Source organism: Microcoleus sp. AT3-D2 (assembly GCF_036705715.1).
Lineage (GTDB): Bacteria > Cyanobacteriota > Cyanobacteriia > Cyanobacteriales > Microcoleaceae > Microcoleus.
Genome location: NZ_JAUBVE010000047.1, coordinates 1 through 20,716, shown reverse-complemented (window position 1 = coordinate 20,716; position 20,716 = coordinate 1). Strand labels below are relative to the sequence as shown.

The 20,716-nt window shown below is 45.0% G+C and carries 7 protein-coding genes and 2 pseudogenes; 5 read left to right on the top strand and 4 right to left on the bottom strand.

What is annotated here, in order from left to right:
• Positions 1–11: 11 nt before the first annotated feature.
• The 5 genes from QUB44_RS19110 (at position 12) to QUB44_RS19090 (ending at position 18,072) form a co-directional block, all read left to right on the top strand.
• Positions 12–6,032 (top strand): SDR family oxidoreductase, encoded by a 6,021-nt coding sequence (locus QUB44_RS19110; RefSeq protein WP_333369860.1) that lies wholly within the window; start codon positions 12–14, stop codon positions 6,030–6,032.
• On the top strand, positions 6,033–11,660 hold the full coding sequence (locus tag QUB44_RS19105) for an amino acid adenylation domain-containing protein (RefSeq protein WP_333369859.1): 5,628 nt from the start codon (positions 6,033–6,035) through the stop codon (positions 11,658–11,660). It begins immediately after the preceding gene.
• Between the two features lie 133 nt (positions 11,661–11,793).
• On the top strand, positions 11,794–16,200 hold the full coding sequence (locus QUB44_RS19100; RefSeq protein WP_333369858.1) for an amino acid adenylation domain-containing protein: 4,407 nt from the start codon (positions 11,794–11,796) through the stop codon (positions 16,198–16,200).
• A 73-nt stretch (positions 16,201–16,273) separates the two neighbouring features.
• Positions 16,274–17,410 carry an aldo/keto reductase gene (locus tag QUB44_RS19095; RefSeq protein ID WP_333369857.1) on the top strand — a complete coding sequence of 379 codons (1,137 nt, stop codon included), beginning with the start codon at positions 16,274–16,276 and terminating at the stop codon, positions 17,408–17,410.
• 350 nt (positions 17,411–17,760) lie between these two features.
• Positions 17,761–18,072 (top strand): hypothetical protein, encoded by a 312-nt coding sequence (locus tag QUB44_RS19090; RefSeq protein ID WP_333369856.1) that lies wholly within the window; start codon positions 17,761–17,763, stop codon positions 18,070–18,072.
• 763 nt (positions 18,073–18,835) lie between these two features.
• Here QUB44_RS19090 and QUB44_RS19085 read toward each other — a convergent pair.
• The 4 genes and pseudogenes from QUB44_RS19085 to QUB44_RS19070 all read right to left on the bottom strand — a co-directional run.
• Complete coding sequence (locus tag QUB44_RS19085) at positions 18,836–19,207, bottom strand: hypothetical protein (RefSeq protein WP_333369855.1); 372 nt, start codon at positions 19,205–19,207, stop codon at positions 18,836–18,838.
• Between the two features lie 228 nt (positions 19,208–19,435).
• Positions 19,436–19,921: a transposase family protein gene (locus QUB44_RS19080; RefSeq protein ID WP_333369876.1), complete on the bottom strand. Its 486-nt coding sequence runs from the start codon at positions 19,919–19,921 to the stop codon at positions 19,436–19,438.
• Positions 19,922–20,056: 135 nt separating this feature from the next.
• A pseudogene (locus QUB44_RS19075) lies at positions 20,057–20,248 on the bottom strand (transposase family protein); the annotation flags it as partial.
• 18 nt (positions 20,249–20,266) lie between these two features.
• Positions 20,267–20,638: pseudogene (locus QUB44_RS19070) on the bottom strand (IS66 family transposase); the annotation flags it as partial.
• Between the last annotated feature and the right edge of the window lie 78 nt (positions 20,639–20,716).

Below are 20,716 nucleotides of genomic sequence, written 5' to 3'. Positions count from 1 at the left end.
AAACAAAAATAATGACTAACCTAGAAGCAATTGACAATATTAATGAAATAGCCATTGTTGGCATGGCAGGCCGTTTCCCCCAAGCCAAAAATCTCGATGAATATTGGCAAAATCTGCAAAACGGCGTTGAGTCGATCTCATTTTTTTCAGATGCAGAACTGCAAAATATAGACAAAAATCTGCTGAACAATCCCAATTACGTTAAAGCAACAGCCGTACTAGAAGACATTGAATCATTTGATGCTTCATTCTTCGGGTACTCTCCCAGAGAAGCCGAAATTATGGAGCCACAATCCCGCATTTTCCTAGAGTCTGCTTGGGAAGCTCTGGAAAATGCCGGCTACAATAGTGACACTTATCAAGGTCGGATTGGTATTTACGCCGGTGCAAGTATCAACACCTACTTATTATTCAATCTTTTGGCTAACCCTGACTTGTTAGCAACAGTCGGACTCGAGCAAATTAAATTCGGCAACCATCAAGATTTGCTGACTACGCGAGCCGCCTATAAACTTAACCTCCAAGGCTCCGGCATCACCATTCAAACCGCTTGTTCCACTTCATTAGTTGCAGTTCACTTAGCTTGCCAAAGCTTGCTGTTTGGCGAATGCGATATGGTATTGGCTGGCGGTGTTTCCGTTTCTGTGCCGCACAAAGCAGGGTATTTATATCAAGAAGGGGGGATTTTATCTCCCGACGGACATTGCCGAGCTTTTGATGATCGAGCTAGGGGAACTGTTGGCGGTAGCGGTGTGGGAATTGTAGTGTTAAAGCGATTAAAAGATGCCTTAGAAGATGGCGATCGCATTCATGCAACCATCCTCGGTTCTGCCATCAATAATGACGGATCCTTAAAAATTGGTTACACGGCCCCTAGCGTTGAGGGTCAAGCGAAAGCGATCGCAGAAGCCCAAGCCATAGCAGGCATCGATCCTGAAACAATCAGTTACATCGAAGCTCACGGCACCGGCACTGCTTTAGGCGATCCAGTGGAAATTGCCGCTCTCACGCAAGCGTTCTCACTTCGTACCAACAAAAAAGGCTTTTGCGCGATCGGTTCAGTCAAAACCAATATCGGGCATCTAGGCGCAGCAGCAGGCGTTGCCGGCTTAATTAAGACGGTTTTAGCTCTCAAACACAAGCTGATACCACCCAGCTTGCATTTCGAGCAGCCCAATCCCAAAATTGATTTCGCCAACAGCCCCTTCTACGTCAACAGTTCCCTGTCCGAGTGGAAAGCAGATCGATCGCGCCTTGCGGGTGTCAGTTCCTTCGGCATTGGTGGCACAAATGCTCACGTTATTCTCAAAGAAGCGCCAACAGTCGAAGTATCGGAAGTTTCCCGCCCTTGGCAGTTATTGGTATTGTCCGCCAAAACGGAATCGGCACTGGATGCGGCTACAGCCAATCTCACTTTGTACCTCAAACAAAAGTCCGATCGCACTCTGGCTGATGTTGCTTACACCCTACAAATTGGCAGGCGAACTTTTAACCACCGCCGAATCGCTATTTGCCAGAACCTCAGCGGTGCAGTGAAAACGCTGGAAACCCTGGAACCGCAACAAGTTTTGACGCACTGCCAAGAACCGTGCAACCCCGCGATCGCGTTTATGTTTCCCGGTCAAGGCTCTCAGTATATCAACATGGGTCGGGAACTTTATCAAACCGAACCGATATTTCGCGAGCAAGTCGATCGGTGTTCGGAATTCCTCAAACCTCACCTCAATTTCGATTTGCGATCGCTGCTGTATCCCAGTGAAGCAGAAGCGGAAACGGCTGCCGAACAGCTTAAACAAACTTATCTTGCTCAGCCGGCTTTGTTTGTCATTGAATACGCCTTGGCTCAATTGTGGATGGCGTGGGGCGTGCGGCCAGCGGCTGCGATCGGTCACAGCATCGGCGAGTATGTAGCGGCCTGTCTTGCCGGTGTCTTTTCCCTAGAAGCAGCATTGGAACTGGTAGCAATTCGAGGCCGGCTGATGCAGCAACTACCTGCTGGTGCGATGATCTCCGTTTCGCTTCCAGAAGCCGAAGTGCGATCGCTACTCAATGCAGAACTATCTCTGGCTGCAAGCAATGCACCGTCTTCCTGCGTGGTGTCAGGTTCGTTGAGCGCTGTAAATGCTCTAGAAAATCGTTTAGCAGAGCGAGGTTTAGACTATAAGCGCTTGCATACCTCTCACGCCTTTCATTCCCAGATGACCGATTCCATTTTGGAATTGTTTGCAGAGGAAGTAAAAAAAGTCAAACTGACACCGCCCCAGATTCCTTTTATTTCCAACGTCACCGGCACTTGGATGGCAGACGCAGATGCCACCGATCCGAATTATTGGGTGAAACATCTGCGGCAAACAGTGCGCTTTAGTGATGGCATTGCCGAACTGCTGCAAGAGTCAGAGCGAATTCTGCTGGAAGTCGGGCCGGGGCGGGTTTTGAGTACCTTTGCTAAACGGCATCAGGTTCGCGATCGCGATCGCGCGATCGTAACTTCTATGCGCCACCCAAACGAGCAACAATCAGATATCGCATTCTTGCTGAAGGCGCTTGGGCGGATGTGGCTAGCAGGAGTTGAGATCGACTGGCCGAGTTTTTATACCCACGAACAGCGCTTCCGCATCCCCCTACCGACTTATCCGTTTGAGCGTCAGCGTTACTGGATCGAACCTCATTTGAAAGGCGGAAATGTCAGCGATATTCAAACTAAGTTAGAGAAAAAACCGGATGTTGCAGATTGGTTTTATCTGCCTTCTTGGAAGCGTTCTCCTCTCCCTGAAAAGGGGCTATCTATTGCGCCGGAAGCAGAACAAGAGTCATGCTGGCTAGTTTTTATTGATGCTTGGGCGATCGCAGCCGAAGTGGTGAAACGCTTGCAACTTCAGGGCAAAAATGTCATTACTGTAACTGCTGGCAAAGAGTTTGCTATTGTGGGCGATCGGGCCTACGCAATTAATCCCCAACAGCGGGAGGACTACGACACTTTAGTTGCAGAAATCCAGGCGCAGCATCAGATCCCAAATGCGATCGCCAAACACTCTTGGCATATTGCCCATTTTTGGAGCCTCGCGGCTTCCGAACAAACGCGAACGGAAGCCAATCAAAATATAGGTTTTTACAGCCTGCTATTCCTAGCACAAGCTTTAGAAAAACACGAGATTAGCAATCCTGTCGATCTCTTCGTCGTCACAAGTAACATACACGACGTGACCGGAGATGAGGAATTATTTCCTGAACAAGTCACTGTTTTAGGGCCGTGCAAAGTTATTCCCCAAGAATATCCTAATATCACTTGCCGCACCGTTGATATTGTTATTCCTCCTACTCCCAAAACTGCGCCCGAAGAGAAACTAATCGACCAAATTTTCGCGGAATTTATTGCAAAAACACCTGATTTATGTATTGCTTACCGGGGCAAACATCGCTGGCTGCAGACATTTGAAGCAGTCCGCTTAGAGGAAGCAACTGTTGGGAAAACGCGGTTGAGGGAAGGAGGAGTTTATCTAATATTGGGCGGACTTGGAGGGATTGGCGGAGCGCTGGCAGAATATCTCGCTGAGGGGGTACGGGCAAAACTAATTTTGATAGGGCGTTCTACTATTCCCGATCGAGAAGAGTGGGAGCAATGGCTGATTACTCACAGCGATGAGGATAAGATTAGCTGCAAAATCCGCAAAGTTCAGGCGTTAGAAGAGTTAGGTGCAGAAGTTTTTGTTGGCAGCGCCGATATAGCTAATGAAGGAGAAATGCGGGCGGCGATCGCACAAGCGGTCGAGCATTTTGGCAATATTCACGGTGTAATTCATGCAGCAGGAATTGCCGGCGGCGGATTAATTCAACGCCAAACACCAGAAATGGTAGCAAACAGTTTTGCATCCAAAATCAAAGGAACCCAAGTGCTAGAGGCAGTCTTCAAAGAGAGCCAGCTAGATTTTTTTGTGCTCTGTTCGTCATGCCGATCGCTTTTAGGCGGCCCGGGACGGGTAGACTATTGCGCGGCCAATGCTTTTCTGGATGCTGTCGCTCACAAAAATAATTCCAGAAACGGTACGTTTACCGTTTCGATTAACTGGGGGACTTGGCGAGAAGTGGGGATGTCAGTAGACACATTGCGCCGACTTAATCTTCAACCAGAAACAGCCTTAAAAGAAGGAATGTTATCGACAGAAGGTGTTGATGCCTTCAGTCGCATACTTGGAAACTCTCTGCCTCAAGTAATAGTATCGCCGGAAGACTTTCACGCACGAATTGAGTACGAAAATGCTGCATCTACAGTATCTAGTTTCCTAGAAAAAGTAGAGAATTCTCGCCGCTCTCAACCAACGCACCCGCGACCTCAACTGAGCAATAGTTATGTTGCGCCCAGAAATCAAATTGAGCAAACACTTGCCGAAATCTGGCAACAATTGCTCGGGATTGAAGAAGTGGGCATCGACGATAACTTTTTTGAGTTGGGCGGGGATTCAGTTCTCAGCATTCAGTTGATTGCTAGAGCGAGTAAAGCTGGTATTCAACTGAGCAGCAAACTAATTTTTGAGCGCCAAACGATCGCGGAGTTAGCAGCAGTCGCCGGCACAAATATCAGTCAAGCCGAACAAGGTTTAGTGACTGGAGCGCTGCCTCTGACACCGATTCAGCACTGGTTCTTTGCACAAAATCAGCCCGATCCGCATCACTGGAATCAGTCAGTTTTGTTGGAGGTGATGCAACCTCTCGATCCCAGCTTGTTAGAGCAGACTTTCCAGCAATTGGCGATGCACCACGATGCCCTGCGCCTGAGATTTACGCGCTCTGAGTCAGGTTGGCAACAAATCAGTGGCGCTGATGATTTAGTTGTGAAATTGACGCGGCGGGATCTGTCGGCGCTATCAGAAATTGACCAAAAATTAGCTGTGGAGGCAGCAGCAGCAGAACTGCAAGCCAGCTTAAATTTGACAACCGGGCCGCTGGTGCAGGTTGGTTTGTTCGATCGAGGTATGAATCGGCCTCATCTCCTGCTAATTGTTATCCACCATCTAGCCGTGGATGCTGCATCTTGGCGGATTTTGCTCGAAGACTTCCAGACGGCTTATCACCAACTCGCGCAGGGTAAAGCGATTCAGCTTCCACTCAAGACAACTGCCTTCAAACAATGGGCAGAACAATTAAAAAACTGGGTTCAGTCAGAAAAATTACAAGGAGAGTTGGATTACTGGCTGGCAGACCGCTCTCAGGTATTACCTTTGCCGGTGGACTGTGTCGGTGGCGCGAATACTGTAGCGTCGGCTCAAACCGTGTCGGCTGTACTCAGCGCCGCAGAGACTCAGGCACTTTTGCAGGAGGTGCCGACAGTTTACCGCGCTCAGGTTCAAGACGTGCTGCTTGCTGCTGTGGTAAAGGCTTTTGCCCGATGGACAGGCGTACCGTCGCTGCTGCTCGATTTGGAAGGGCGCGGGCGAGAGGTAATTTTTGAAGGCGTTGATTTATCGCGGACTGTGGGTTGGTTTACTACTATTTCTCCGGTAGTTTTGGAGTTACGGGAATCTGACAGTCCGGGAGAGACGCTGAAGGCGGTTAAGGAGGAACTGCGGCGGATTCCCAATGAGGGCATTGGCTGCGGGGCGCTGCGCTACTTGAGCTGCGATTCGGCGATCGCCTCGAAATTGGCAGCGCTTCCCCAAGCGGAAGTAGTTTTCCTTTATCTCGGTCAATTTGAAGATAGTTTGCCTACCTCTTCTCTGTTTAAGCTAAACCGCGAGTTTAAGGTTGGCGATCGCAGTCCGCGCGGTACTCGCCCCCACCTAATACAGATATCCGCCTTTGTTACTGGCGGTCAAATGCGCTTGGAGTGGACGTACAGCGAGAACGTACATCAGCGCGATACAGTCCTGAACTTGGCTGAGGCTTTTCTGGAAGCTGCACGGGAACTCATCGCCGGCTGCCAGTCAAAAGATGTCAGCGGCTACACTCCTTCCGATTTTCCCGCCGCCAAAATCAGCCAAAAAGATTTTAGTAAGTTACTCGCTCAAGTTAGTAAATTCGATCGGAGGAATTCTTAAATGAACGGCGAAAACATTGAAGATATTTACGAACTTTCACCGATGCAGCACGGCCTGCTTTTCCACACGCTTGCTGCCCCAAATTCGGGGGTGTATTTCGAGCAGCTAAGCTGCACTTTGCAAGGCAATCTTGATGTCGCAGCCTTTAAGAGGGCTTGGCAGAAAGTTGTAGAAAGGCATCCGATTTTGCGGACTGCTTTTTATTGGCAGGATCTCGATCGCCCGTATCAAGTAGTGTACCGACAAGTTGATTTGCCGATCGCCCAGCAAGACTGGCGGGAACTATCGGCGATCGAGCAACAACAGCGGCTAGAAGTTTTCTTGCAAAGCGATCGCGATCGGGGTTTTGAACTTTCCCAAGCACCGCTAATGCGTTTAGCTTTAATCCGGCTGACTGACGATACCTATCAATTTGTCCGCAGCCACCATCACATCCTACTTGATGGCTGGTCTTGGTCTTTGCTTTGGAAAGAAGTTCACGCTTTCTATCAGGCTTTCTCCCAAAATCGGGATTTAAACTTGGAACAACCCCGACCTTATAGAGAGTATATTGCTTGGTTACAGGAGCAAGACTCCTCTAAAACTGAGATATTTTGGCGGCAAAAGCTCAAAGGATTTGCTGCACCAACGCCGCTGATAGCCGATCGAGCTTCTGGCAGCTTGCCAAATGTGGGCGAAGATGATGATAAACAGCGGATCTCCCTGTCGGCAACTGCGACAGCAGCCTTACAATCCCTAGCGCGACAGCATCAACTTACCTTAAATGCCGTCGTCCAGGGTGCTTGGGCGCTGCTTTTGAGTCGCTACAGCGGTGAGGAAGATGTTGTTTTTGGAGTGGCTACCTCTGGCCGGCCGGCGGAATTGGCGGGGGTAGAATCTATGGTGGGGTTATTTCTGAATGCGCTACCGCTGCGAGTGCAAGTGCTTCCCGATCTTTCTGTTGTGCCTTGGCTGAAGCAACTTCAATCTCAACAAGTGGAGGCGCGACAGTACGAATACAGTACGCTGGTACAAATCCATCAAGTGAGTGAGATTCCTAGCGGTCAGCCTTTATTTGAGAGCATTCTGGTTTTTAATAACTATCCGATGGATGCTTCAAAATGGCAATTGAGCGCAAGCATTGGGGCTAGTAATTATCGGACTTATGAAAAAACGAACTATCCGCTGACGGTTTTGGTAGAGCCAGGTTCGGAGTTAAAGCTGGAGATTGCCTACGATACCCGCCGTTTTGATGCTGCTGCGATCGCTCGGATGATAGGGCATTTTAAGACTTTGCTCGAAGGTATGGCGGCTAATCAAAATCAGCGCTTAGCAGAGATTCCGTTGTTGACAGCAGCAGAATTGCATCAACAGTTGGTGGAATGGAATAACACTCACAAAGATTACCCGAAAGATAAGTGCATCCACCAACTGTTTGAGGAACAGGTGGAGAAATCGCCCGATGCAACTGCGGTAATCTTTGAGGATACGCACCTCAGCTACCAAGAGCTTAATCGGCGATCGAATCAGTTAGCACACCGCTTGCGAAAATTGGGTGTTGGCCCTGATGTACTTGTCGGCATCTGCGTGGAGCGATCGCTCTCAATGTTAGTAGCAGTGCTGGGCGTTCTCAAAGCCGGCGGTGCTTACGTTCCCTTAGATCCCGCCTATCCCCAAGAGCGCCTAGCTTTCATGCTAGAAGACGCTCAAGTTAAGGTGTTGCTGACTCAGAAGCAGTTAGCCGAATTTACTAATTTGAGTGAAATCTCACATTTGGCGATCGTCTATCTGGACGCTGACTGGGAAACTATCGCTTGTGAGAACGATTTTAACTTGTTTAGTGAGACAAATTCTTCTCACTTGGCTTACACAATCTACACTTCCGGCTCGACTGGGAAGCCCAAAGGCGTTCAAATTCCGCACCGCGCTGTCGTCAACTTTCTCACTTCGATGCGCCGTTCTTTGGAAGTGAGAAAGCGAGATATTTTTCTATCCGTCACTACTTTGTCTTTTGACATTGCAGCCTTAGAACTTTTCTTACCAATTATTACAGGCGCTTGCACCGTTGTAGCCAGCCGGGAAGTCGCTGCTTCAGGAACTCTTTTAGCAGAACAACTGGTTAAATCTGGCGCTACATTTATGCAAGCAACACCCGCGACTTGGCAGATGTTGCATGACGCTGGATGGCAAGGTAACAAACAATTAAAAATCCTCTGTGGCGGTGAAGCTCTCTCTCAGAAATTGGCCGGTCAATTGTACCAAAAAGGCTCTGCTGTGTGGAATTTGTACGGCCCTACAGAAACCACAATTTGGTCGATGATTCAACCGATTGACTCTGAGGATAAACCGATTTCTATTGGGCGGGCGATCGCCAATACCCAAGTTTACATTCTCGATCGCCATCTCCAACCCGTCCCCATCGGTGTTGGAGGCGAACTGCACATCGGTGGTGACGGACTAGCGCGCGGCTACCTCAACCGTCCCGATCTAACTGCTGAAAAATTCATTCCTCACCCTTTTACTGAAAGTTATGAGTTTTCAGTTTTAAGTTCTGAATTAAAAGAAGCTGCAACTCAAAAATTTCTCTACAAAACCGGCGATCTCGTTCGCTACAGACCCGACGGTAACATTGAATATCTCGGTCGGCTTGACCATCAGGTGAAAATCCGAGGCTTCCGCATTGAGTTGGCAGAAATTGAAGCAGTTTTGAACCAACATCCGGGAGTAAGTGCGATCGCAGTTTTAGCGAGAGAAGATGAAGCCGGCAACAAGCGCTTAGTTGCTTACATTGTCCCTGACTACAAACGTCCACCTACTGTTACCGAACTGCGGAACTTTCTCAAACAGAAACTGCCAGAATACACGATACCCTCGGCTTTCGTAATGCTGTCAACCTTACCCCTGACACCCAACGGTAAAGTTGACCGCCGTGCTCTACCAGCGCCCGATACAGCTAGACCTGAATTAGAAAAAGCTTTTGTTGCGCCTCGTACCCCTGTAGAAGAAGTGTTAGCTGCTATCTGGCTGGACATTTTAGGGTTAGACCAACTTGGCATATACGATAGCTTTTTCGAGTTGGGCGGTCATTCACTGTTGGCTACCCAAGTCATCTCTCGCCTGCGATCGGCTTTTCAGGTGGATGTGGCGATGCGGTGGCTGTTTGAGTCGCCCACCGTTGCTTCCTTGAGCGATCGGATTGAGGCCGCACTGAAAGCAAAAGCAGGCTTGGAAATCCTGCCGATTGAGCCGGTTTCGCGCGATCGAAATCTACCCCTCTCCTTTGCTCAACAACGGCTGTGGTTCTTGGATCAATTGGAACCAAACAGCGCCGCTTACAACATTCCTGCGGCGGTACGGATCGCCGGCAACCTCAGCGTGGCGGTACTCTTACAATCTCTCAACGAAATCGTGCAGCGTCACGAAATCTTGCGAACTACCTTTACAGCCATAGATGGCAAACCCATCGCAATTATTGCCCCAACTTTGACCTTAAAGTTACCTGTACTCGACTTGCAACATCTCCCGGAAACACAGCGAAACGCTGAAGTTTTGCGACTAGCAGAAGTTGAAGCTCAGCAGCCTTTTGACTTAGCCCAAGGCCCACTATTGCGAGCAACCTTGCTGAAATTAAGCGCAGCCGAATATGTGGTACTGTTCGCAATGCACCACATTATTTCCGATGGTTGGTCTGCTGGCGTACTCCTCCGAGAAATAGCGACGCTTTATGAAGCCTTTTCTAACAATAAACCTTCGCCGTTACCGGAACTTCCGATCCAGTACGCCGACTTTGCGGACTGGCAGCACCGATGGCTACAGGGAGAAGTATTGCAAACTCAGTTATCTTATTGGCAGCAACAGTTAGTCGGCGCTCCTCCTGTTTTGGATCTCAAAAAGATAGCTATAAAATTGCCTATTTTACCACAAAAAAATACAGGCGATTCCTTTGTACTTCCCGCCAACTTATCTGAAAAACTCAAGACCTTGAGCAGACAAGAGGAAGTCACTTTATTTATGACGCTGTTGGCTGCTTTTCAGACGTTATTGTACCGCTACACAAATCAAGATGATATTGTAGTTGGCACGGATGTTGCTAATCGCAACCGAGCTGAAACTGAACCGCTAATCGGTTTTTTTGTCAACCTCTTAGTTTTGCGTACCAGCTTGTCTGGCAACCCTAGTTTTCGGGAATTGTTGCGACGGGTGCGCCAAGTTGCGTTAGATGCTTATGCTCATCAAGACTTACCCTTCGCCAAGTTAGTAGAAGCTTTGCGACCCGATCGCACTGCGAGCACAACGCCGCTATTTCAAGTATTATTCGTCCTTCAAAATACCCCGATGCCGGCTTGGGAATTTTCAGACCTAACCTTGACTCCCTTAGAGTTTGACACCGGAAAAGCAAAGTTTGATTTGGTTTTATTTATGGAGGAAACAAAGCAAGGAGTAGTCGCTAAATGGAAGTATAATTCCGATATTTTCCAGCCTCAAGCGATCGCTCACTTGTCAAATAATTTAGAAGCACTGCTTAATAGCATTGTCAGGCAGCCTGACGCCGGAATCGATACGCTGGAAATACCTATGAACACTGAAAAGGAAAAACAACTTGCGGAAACAGTTAAACGCGAGGAGAGTAAGTTCAAAAAATTTCTTCAGGCTAAACCCAAGGCTACAACTTTGCCCCAAGGACAATTAATCAAAACAGATTACCTCAATCCTGGGCAAACATTCCCCTTAGTCATTCAACCCGATGTCCCTGAACTGGACTTAGCTGATTGGGCAAAAAATGAGCGGGAACTTATCGAAAAAAACTTGTTAAAACACGGAGCAATTCTATTTCGAGGCTTTCATATTAACTCAGTAGTGGACTTTGAAAACCTTGCTTTAGCGATTTGCCCAGAATTGTTTAGCGAGTATGGCGATTTACCTCGGCAAGTTGCTAGTGGTAAAGTTTACGGTTCTACTCCTTATCCGTCCGATCGCGCAATTTTGTTTCATAATGAAAGTTCCCACTTACACCGATGGCCGCTAAAAATTTGGTTTTTCTGCGTACAACCCGCTCAAGAAGGCGGAGAAACACCAATTGTTGACTGTCGGCAAATGTACCAACTTCTCGATCCGAAGTTGCGAGAAAGATTTGAGCAAAAGCAATTAATGTATGTCCGCAACTACACTGAAGGTTTAGATGTCAGTTGGCAAGAGTTCTTCCGTACCAATGATAAAAAAGAGGTTGAAGATTATTGTCGGCAAGCAGACATTGACTTTGAGTGGCGGGAAGATAATAGCTTAAAAACTCGCAAATTGCGAGCAGCGATCGCTAAGCATCCTAAAACCGGAGAGTGGGTATTTTTTAATCAGCTTCAGTTACACCACATCTCTTGTTTAGACTTAGATATCCGCCAATCAATGCTATCAGTATTTGGCGAGCAAAATCTACCACGCAATGTTTATTACGGAGACGGTTCTCCCATTGAAGATTCTGTCATGGAAGAAGTTGGAGCCGTTTATGAGAAAGCTAAAATCAGTTTTCCTTGGCAGCAAGGAGATGTGCTGATGCTAGACAATATGCTAGCAGCACACGGTCGGAATCCTTACGCGGGCGATCGTAAAATTTTAGTAGCAATGGGAGAAATGATTAGCAGCCAAAACATCTAATATCACATGGAAAAAACTAGAAACTCTATAAGTCCTTTTTTTAAGGAAAATTTAGGGATATCGCTAACCTATAACCTAGTTTTTTCTCTTTATCCAATAATCAAGTCCATTCTATAAAATTAAACCAACAACAATGCAAAACACAATTGTCGAAGGATTTCGGATTTCACCCCAACAAAAACGTCTTTGGCAATGGCAGAAAGAAAGTTGTGCTTATCGCGCCCAGTCTGCTATCCTACTTGAAGGTTCACTGAATATCGCAATCCTAAAAACAGCTTTAGAAAGAGTTGTTAGTTTGCATGAAATATTCCGCACGATTTTTTACAGACGACCGGGAATCAAAATTCCTCTTCAAGTAGTAACCGAGCGCAGTAACCTTTCCTGGCATGAGGTTAATCTAACCCATTTATCCCAAAATGAACAATCAATCAGAATTGAAGAATTGTTTCAGGAAGAAAGGCATTTTATTTTCAAGTTTGATACGGGGCCGCTGTTACGTTTAACCCTAACTTATTTGTCAGCTAACAAGCACATTTTGCTAGTGACTGTGCCATCACTCTGTGCAGATAGTTGGACGCTCAAGAATTTATTTTACAAAATAGGTAAAACCTATGCTGCTTGCTTGGAAGGCAAAGAGTTAGCTGAGGAACCGATACAATATGTCCAATTTTCAGAATGGCAGAATGAATTGCTAGAGGGAGAGGATACAGAGCATGGAAAAGCTTATTGGAGTCAGCAAGCTGTCGGCAATTTTCCACCGCTGACCCTTCCTTTTGAGGCCCAACTAAACGATCAAAGCATCTTTGAGCCTAATGTTTTTGCTTTGAATATTGAACCAGATTTAGTGGCAAATATAAAAGCGATCGCAACTTTACATAATACCACAATTGCTGAATTTTTGTTCGCTAGTTGGCAGACTTTAATGTGGCGACTCACAAAACAGTCAGACATTATCGTTGGTACTGTCTGTAATGGCAGAAAATATGAAGAGCTGCATGAGATGCTGGGATTGCTTGCTAAATTATTGCCTGTGCATTGTTCTTTTGAGCGAGACTTTAAATTTACTAAAATTTTGGGGCAAATTACCGAAACTATCGCCAATAACCGCAAATGGGAAGAATATTTTGTAGGGGAAGAAGAGCGAGCAACAACTGTCAGCGGTGTTAACTTTCCGATTAGTTTTGAATTTGAAGAATGCCCAAATAAATATGAGGCTGGCGGTATTGTGTTTTCAATTGATAAACAATATGCCTGCTTTGAGCCATTCAAAGTTAAGCTAACCTGCTTGCAAAGAGAACAATTTACAATCGCAGAGTTTCACTACGATGCCAACTTGTTCTCGATAGCAGATATCAAACGTTTAGCCGGACACTTTCAGACTTTGGTAGAAAGTGCTGTGAGTAACCCAGAAGCTAAAGTCAGCGAATTAGAGATTTTGAGCGATCGCGATCGCCATCAACTGCTTGTCGAGTTTAACAATACTCAGACTGATTACCCGCAAGATAAGTGCATCCACCAGCTTTTTGAGGAACAAGTACAACAAACACCAGACAAGATTGCTGTCGTGTTTGAAGACAAACAATTGACTTATGCTGAACTCAATGCACGCGCCAATCAATTAGCTCATTACCTACAAAAATTAGGTGTTGTCCCAGATATGCCAGTGGGGATATATGCAGAGCGATCGCTCGATACGATCGTCGCCTTACTCGGTATTCTAAAATCAGGTGGATCTTATCTGCCTCTAGATCCAGCATTACCAGCAGAAAGTTTAGCAAACCGATTGCAAGATGCCCAGGCTTCGATACTTTTAACACAGCATTCGCTTGTTCAGACGCTACCAAATTGCCCCGCCCAAGTAGTCTGCTTAGATGCAGATTGGGAAATAATTAATCGAGAAAGCAACGCCACTCCAGCTAGCGAGGTAAAATGCGAAAACTTAGTCTATTTACTGTTCACCTCTGGTTCTACAGGCCAACCCAAAGGTGTAGCGGTCGAACACCGACAACTCCTCAATTATTTGTACGGTATTTTAGACAGATTAGACTTGCGTATTGCTAACAGTTTCGCTACCGTTTCTACCTTCGCTGCTGACTTGGGCAACACGGTAATTTTCCCAGCTTTATGTACTGGGGGATGCTTGCATATAATATCTCAGGAGCGGGCATCCGATCCAGTGGCACTAGCAAACTACTTTAACCGCCATCCTATTGACTGTCTCAAGATTGTTCCCTCTCACCTCGCGGCTCTTTTAGCATCTTCCCCAACTCAGTTTATCTTGCCCCAGACTCACCTCATCCTTGGTGGTGAAGCTGCTACCTGGGACTTAATTGAAACTATCCATCAGCAAGCACCTAACTGCCAAATTTTCAATCACTATGGCCCTACAGAAACAACTGTAGGTGTACTCACTTATCCAATTAAAAAGTTAGCCTCTGTTTCCAAAACAGTACCCCTCGGACGCCCGATCGCCAATACGCAAATCTACGTGCTAGATGAACAACTGCAACCCGTACCAATAAATCTACCAGGGGAATTATATATCGGCGGAGCAGGGTTAACCAGAGGCTATTTAAACCGACCCGAAGAACAAAGAGAGCGTTTTATTAACAACCCTTTTATTCCGGGAACAATGCTGTACAAAACCGGGGATTTAGCCTGCTATTTACCGGATGGAAACATTGAGTTTTTAGGACGCACAGACAATCAGGTAAAAATTAGAGGTTTTCGTATTGAATTAGGAGAAATTGAAGCATTACTAAATCAACATCCGGGAGTGTGGCATTCTGCGGTTTTAGCTTGGGAAAATGAGCCAGGAAACAAACGCTTAGTCGCCTACGTTGTCCCCAATAATAAACTAGCACTCAACTCCAATGAACTCAGAATTTTCTTGAAAGAAAAGCTACCTGAATATATGCTTCCTTCAGCTTTTATGATATTGAAATCTCTGCCTCTAACTCCCAATGGAAAGGTGGATCGCCAGTCACTACCAGCCCCCGATCAATCTCGCCCGGAACTCGAAGCAGTCTATGTAGCAGCGCGTACCCCAATAGAGGAAAAACTGGTTGAGATTTGGAGAAAAGTCCTTGATATTGAACAGGTAGGAATTCATGACAACTTCTTTGAGTTGGGTGGTCATTCTTTGCTCATAACTCAGCTTCTTGCCTTAGTGCGAAGTGCTTTTGAGGTGGATTTACCTTTGCGGAGCTTATTTAAAATGCCCACTGTCGCCGGCTTAGCTGAAACCATTGAGGCTACTTTGGGAACAAAAATTTCTTCTGTAAAAACTGGCGTAGAAACTTTCGATCTAAATGCTGAAGCTGTCTTAGATCCAGAAATTAACCCTAATGCTGCTACTTGTAATTCCCCGGTGTCAGAAAATGCTATTTTGTTAACGGGAGCAACAGGATTTTTAGGAGCTTTTTTACTTGATGAACTCTTGCAAAAAACTGCTGCTGATATTTACTGCTTAGTGCGATCGCCAAATATTGAACTAGGCAAAAAGAAGCTGCAAAATAGTCTTGAAGCTTATTTACTGTGGAATGAATCTTTTACCACTAGGATTATTCCGGTTTTAGGAGATTTGTCAATGCCTCTTTTAGGGCTTTCCGAGGAAGAGTTTGGATTGCTTGCTAGTAAGATTGACACTATTTATCACAATGGTGCACTGGTTAACTTTACTTATCCATACGCTGCCCTCAAGGCAGCTAATGTTTTGGGCACTCAAGAAGTCTTGAGGTTGGCCAGTCAAATTAAACTAAAGCCGGTACATTTCATTTCCACAATTGGTGTTGTTGGATCGACGACTGGCGTTATCGCATCTGTGGATGGTTCTGAGGTTAAAATCATTAAAGAACAGGATAGCCTGCCTCGCGCCGACGAACTCTCAAGTGGCTATACTCAGAGTAAATGGGTTGCCGAAAAGCTAGTAACAATTGCTCGCGATCGCGGTTTTCCTATCACTATTTATAGACCGGGACGGATATCAGGAGACAGTAAGATGGGAGTTTGCAACCCAGACGATCATACATTCAGAACGATTCGAGGCTGTATCCAACTCAAAAGCGTTCCCGATCGCAACTCGATGGTGAATCTAATCCCTGTGGACTATACTAGCCAAGCGATCGTTCATTTATCAAGACAAAAAGAATCTCTAGGAAAGGTGTTTCACTTAGTTAATTCGCACCCGGCTCATTGGAGTGAAATTATCACCTGGATTCACTCATTTGGCTACCCGCTAGAACCAGTTCCCTATAATATTTGGCGAGCAAAACTCCTTGATGCTGCTGGGCGATCGCAAGAAAACGCATTGACTCCACTTGTGCCAATTTTTACTCAACAGGCATCTACTAGCGCCAATCAAACTGAAGCGCCAAAACCAATATCTAACTTAGCAGCGCAACATTTTGACTGCCAAAACACGCTGACTGGACTCGCAGGAACTTCGATTGCTTGTCCGCCTGTAGATAGGCAATTGTTTAGTACCTATTTCTCGTATTTGATTCGGAGTGGTTTTCTAGATGCTTTGGAATCGAGTTAGATCGATCGTTAGTCGGTGAAACAAAAAATTGAATTTAGAAGAAACTAGCATATTCTGATAGAGGTAAAGTACGATGATCGCGATCGCAGGTAGAGCTACCGCAGAAGGAACGCAGCGTTACAAGCAAAGGCACAATCAAAACTGTGCAGCTGATTATTTTCGAGAAGCAAATTCACTTGTAGCGAGTTCTATTGGAATTGGCACTTATCTTGGCGAACCGGATGAGTGTACTGACACCCTTGTCACGGCAGCGGTAATTGAATCCGTCCTGCAGGGTGCAAACCTAATCGACTCAGCAATCAATTATCGGTATCAGCATGGAGAGCTAAGTGTAGGAAAAGCTATTCGGCAACTCGTGGCATCGGGAGATGTTTCAAGAGATGAATTAATTATCTGTACAAAAGGAGGGGTTCTGCCTTGCCCAAATCCAAACCATGCAGATTGGTTCTATCGGCATTATGTCGAGCCAAATAACTCTACTGTCAGCATGGCTGATTTGGCCCAAGAGCGTTACTGCATCCACCCAGATTACATTCAAGACCAGCTTAACAAAAGCCTCGTTAATCTCGGTATTCAGACCATCGATGTTTACTATATTCACAATCCAGAAAAGCAACTTGCCAAAGTCGAGCCTGATATTTTTTACAATCAGTTGCGAACAATTTTTGAGGTAATGGAAGACGCCGTTTTAGTTGGAAAAATTGCCAATTACGGTTTAGCAACTTGGAATGCTTTTCGCGTACCTTCGACTCAAAGTGACCATATCGATCTGTCGCGGGCGAAATCGATTGCCCGTGAAGTGGCTGGCAATAGAGACGATCGCTTCCGGTTCATTCAGTTTCCTTTGAATATGGCGATGCCAGAAGCGCTACTGTCTCCAACTCAGATGCTTGAAGGAGAACAAATTTCGACGATGGAAGCAGCTGATCGCTTAGGCATTGCTGCGATCGCCAGCAAGTCGATCTGCCAAGCACAGGTTGTCGGTCAGATTCCAGAAAACATTGCTTTTGCCTTTGGCGATCGCCTGCGGACGGATTGCCAACGGGCACTCCAGTATACCCGCAGCGCTCCTGGTCTTCTGAGTGCTCTAGTCGGGATGAAAACACCAAAACATATTAGAGAAAATCTAGCCATTGCTGCTATCCCGCAGCTTGAGAGGGAAAACTTTCAGAAACTTACTCATTTAATTGCCCAAGTGTTAAACCGATAGTGCTTTATGGATTGCTGAGGACTCTACTTTAGCTGATGTTTTAACCCACTACAAGAGGAAGAGGCGATCGAGCGAGCTATAGTTACTCAATATTTTTTAGGCGTTGCTGGGCGTTGCTGATTTACGGTATGAAAGGCTAAATATGCAAGTCATAGAAACCAGTATCCACAAAACTTCTGGGTTTTCAACTTATATTTTTCATACCCTGATTAAGCAACGCCAAAATTTTTTACAGCGCGAATCCTCTAGGGCGTCGGTACAGTATTAGACATTGACAAAACCGGGCAGATATGATATGTCAATTGAGGAGCCTGTTAAATTCTCACCATCAGGAAGAAAGAAAAAACCCTATGCGTCCTCCCTTATGGCATCCTCCAATTGAACTTTCAAACCATGAAGAGTTGATTATCAAACGCATCAAAAGAGCCAAGCTATTCACGTTTCTTCGACTAAACCGTTCATTCATATTTAATGATGAGTTTCAAGACGAACTCGCTACAATTTTTAAAGACAGCACAGTGGGTCACAGCCCAGTTCCTCCTGCACAACTTGCCCTGACAATTATTCTACAAGCATATTTGGGGATTTCTGATGATGAAGTGATTGAAGAAATGGTGATGGATCAACGTGGGTGCATCTCACTTTTGCAAATCTCTCAATAGTTCGGACAGTTTTTAAGCAGCCATAGTACCATAAGACAGGACTGAGGGAAGGTTAGGGTGATTTAAAATCAAGTTAGGGTCTAAATCTAACTTATTAATAAAGGTTAAAAGTAGATGTCTGTTGAATTGCCTGCGTTTATAAGAGGCCATTGAAAACACGAATGGATCGGAGAAGAGTGATGACTATAGGCTGAATATTTGGCCAGATTTAAGGCGCTCAGACTGGCATTAAAATGAAAATCAAGTCGTTGACTATTACAAGATTGACAATCGGCTAAACCCGTAAATTGTTTGGTATCCCTGAAAATAAACTTAATCTGAAAACGAGCCTGATCTGACGGGGTAACAACCCCGTCAAAACATTGATATAATGAAGGACATAGCCCTTACACCCCTCTGAAAGAATGGTAGTTTATTACGCCTGATTCTCATTAATTCACTAATAATATCTTGACAAAATTCCATGCCAATTACCCAACATTGACCATATAATCCTATCCAAAAACTACTATGGCGACGTATTGAGCGCCCATATTCAGTTAACCTACCCACATATTTTTGGATTCCCATTGTCTTGATTTTTTGACCTTGAATCACTGCACAACTTTAGGCAATTGCTATTAATAATATCAAACTGCTTAAACGCTGATTATTAGCAGGGCTTTTTTCTAAATTATAACCACCTGTTTTACAGTCTTTAAACATCGCCTCAATCCCACTCCGACTTTGAAAAACATTGATTGATTGCTTTAAATTGCCGACATTAGTCAAAAGATACCAACGCAACATCTTCCTGTTTTCCCAGATATTTACGTCGCCAATAGCCGGCAATATCAAAAGTCCCAAATCCTTTTTGTTTGGTGAATTTTACATCTGATAAATAAAAGCTGGTTCCCGGTACTAAACCCATTTCAGCCAAGCGGATGTAATCCGAGTTCTCCTCTTGGATATAGCGCCCTTGTTTAACTCTAAAAATAAACTTTACTTGTCTTTGACAGAGCCAAGATGCGAGGTTGACGCTACCAAATTCCCGTGAAGCGAAGCTATCCCGAAGGGAATCGCCCAACACGATAACTTTATAATCTGAGGTAGTAATAAATATGTAGTGAAGTTTAATTACAGCAATTGAATACATAAGATTATTTTATAAATAACACAATCAAAATTTGTGATTTTAATATTTAGACATCTCCAAAAACAATTAAAGCCTTTGTGTAACTAGGTTGTATGACGTAAATGCAATCATCCTAAATTAGCGACTCTGTACGCTCTAATAAGGCTTTGAGATATTTATTGTTGATAATTAAGCCAAAATATCTAGTTATGTGCGTTGATTTTAACCTGATGATGTAGCAGATATTTCTCATGGTAATATTAGCGCTCTAATTCGTAACCTTACTATTCCACAAATCGTCAACACTACTTGCTCATTTTTTTGGGGATTCAACCTAAATCTTTCTTGGACAACTCGAAATATTTTGAGCGAGCGAATTCGATGTTCAACAAAGATTATTTTAGCCGAAAATGCTTTGTTTTGTTCTTTTTGTTCAGTTGTTAATTCTCGATTTCTGGGTTTTTTAATCGGAGTTGTAATTAAAGCTTCTCCAACGTAAGCTTTATCTCCCTTAAATCTTTGTTGAGGGTCAAACTGTGAGCGTTCTTCTCGGAATAAAGTTATATCGCTTTTAGGTCCAGGTTCCCCTGCCACAACATCAACGATATCTCTACCATCTGGCATAATAATTATTTGACTTTTGAATGTATGATTACTCTTCTTGCCTGAAAAGTATTTTTCTTGTTCATCCTTATCTCCAGGTCTCTCTCTGACTTGTTCGTAGGTATCTACTATTAATTCATATTCTGTGAGTATTTCCTTGACTATTTCATAGTCAGCAGCGTTTTTTTTACTTGTTCAAGTAAGCTACATGGTAGCAATTCTCGCAATTTATGCAACCAATAGTTAAATAGACCTCCTGCGAAAGTATCAAGCGATTGCCTGTTGTGATGATAAATACAGCTCATAATTGTAAATTCCTGCAATTAAATTAATCCTTAACCCAAATCTCCGTCTTCGATTTCTATATCTCGACGAGAGAAGCCTGAATATCTTTAATCTTCTCTGAACATGCTCAACAACAATTCTTTCTTTTGCTAATCTCTTATTGAATTGCTTTTGCTCTTTACTTGTAAGGATTCAGGTCTGAAAAAGGGGAATGAGTTCAGGCCGAGCCAAGTCACAAGAATGGGTAGAAATAGCCTCACGGAAAAAAGCCATTACTGAACGAGCTTGAAAACGACAAGTTTGAATTACACTCAGTAGGTCAGCGGTTTCCTCAAATCGTTTCATCGAACGAGAGCCACCAGAAACTTTCCGCTTAGTTACAGCTAGCCGTAGGGAACGTTCTGCTAAATTATTATCTGGAGGAACCGAGGGGTCATTCAGAAAATACCACCACTGTTCTGCCTTATCTCGTAAGGATTTGAGTAACAAGCCTGCGGTATAACCAACTTGGTTATACCAAGTCGCCAAAGCAAGATTCAATCGTATTTTGAAATCAGTTGCCCACGCAGGGCTATTTCGTTCTAGACAGTAGGCAGGGTTTAGGTTTAGAGTTTAGAAGTCGGATTCACCCTAACTTATGAT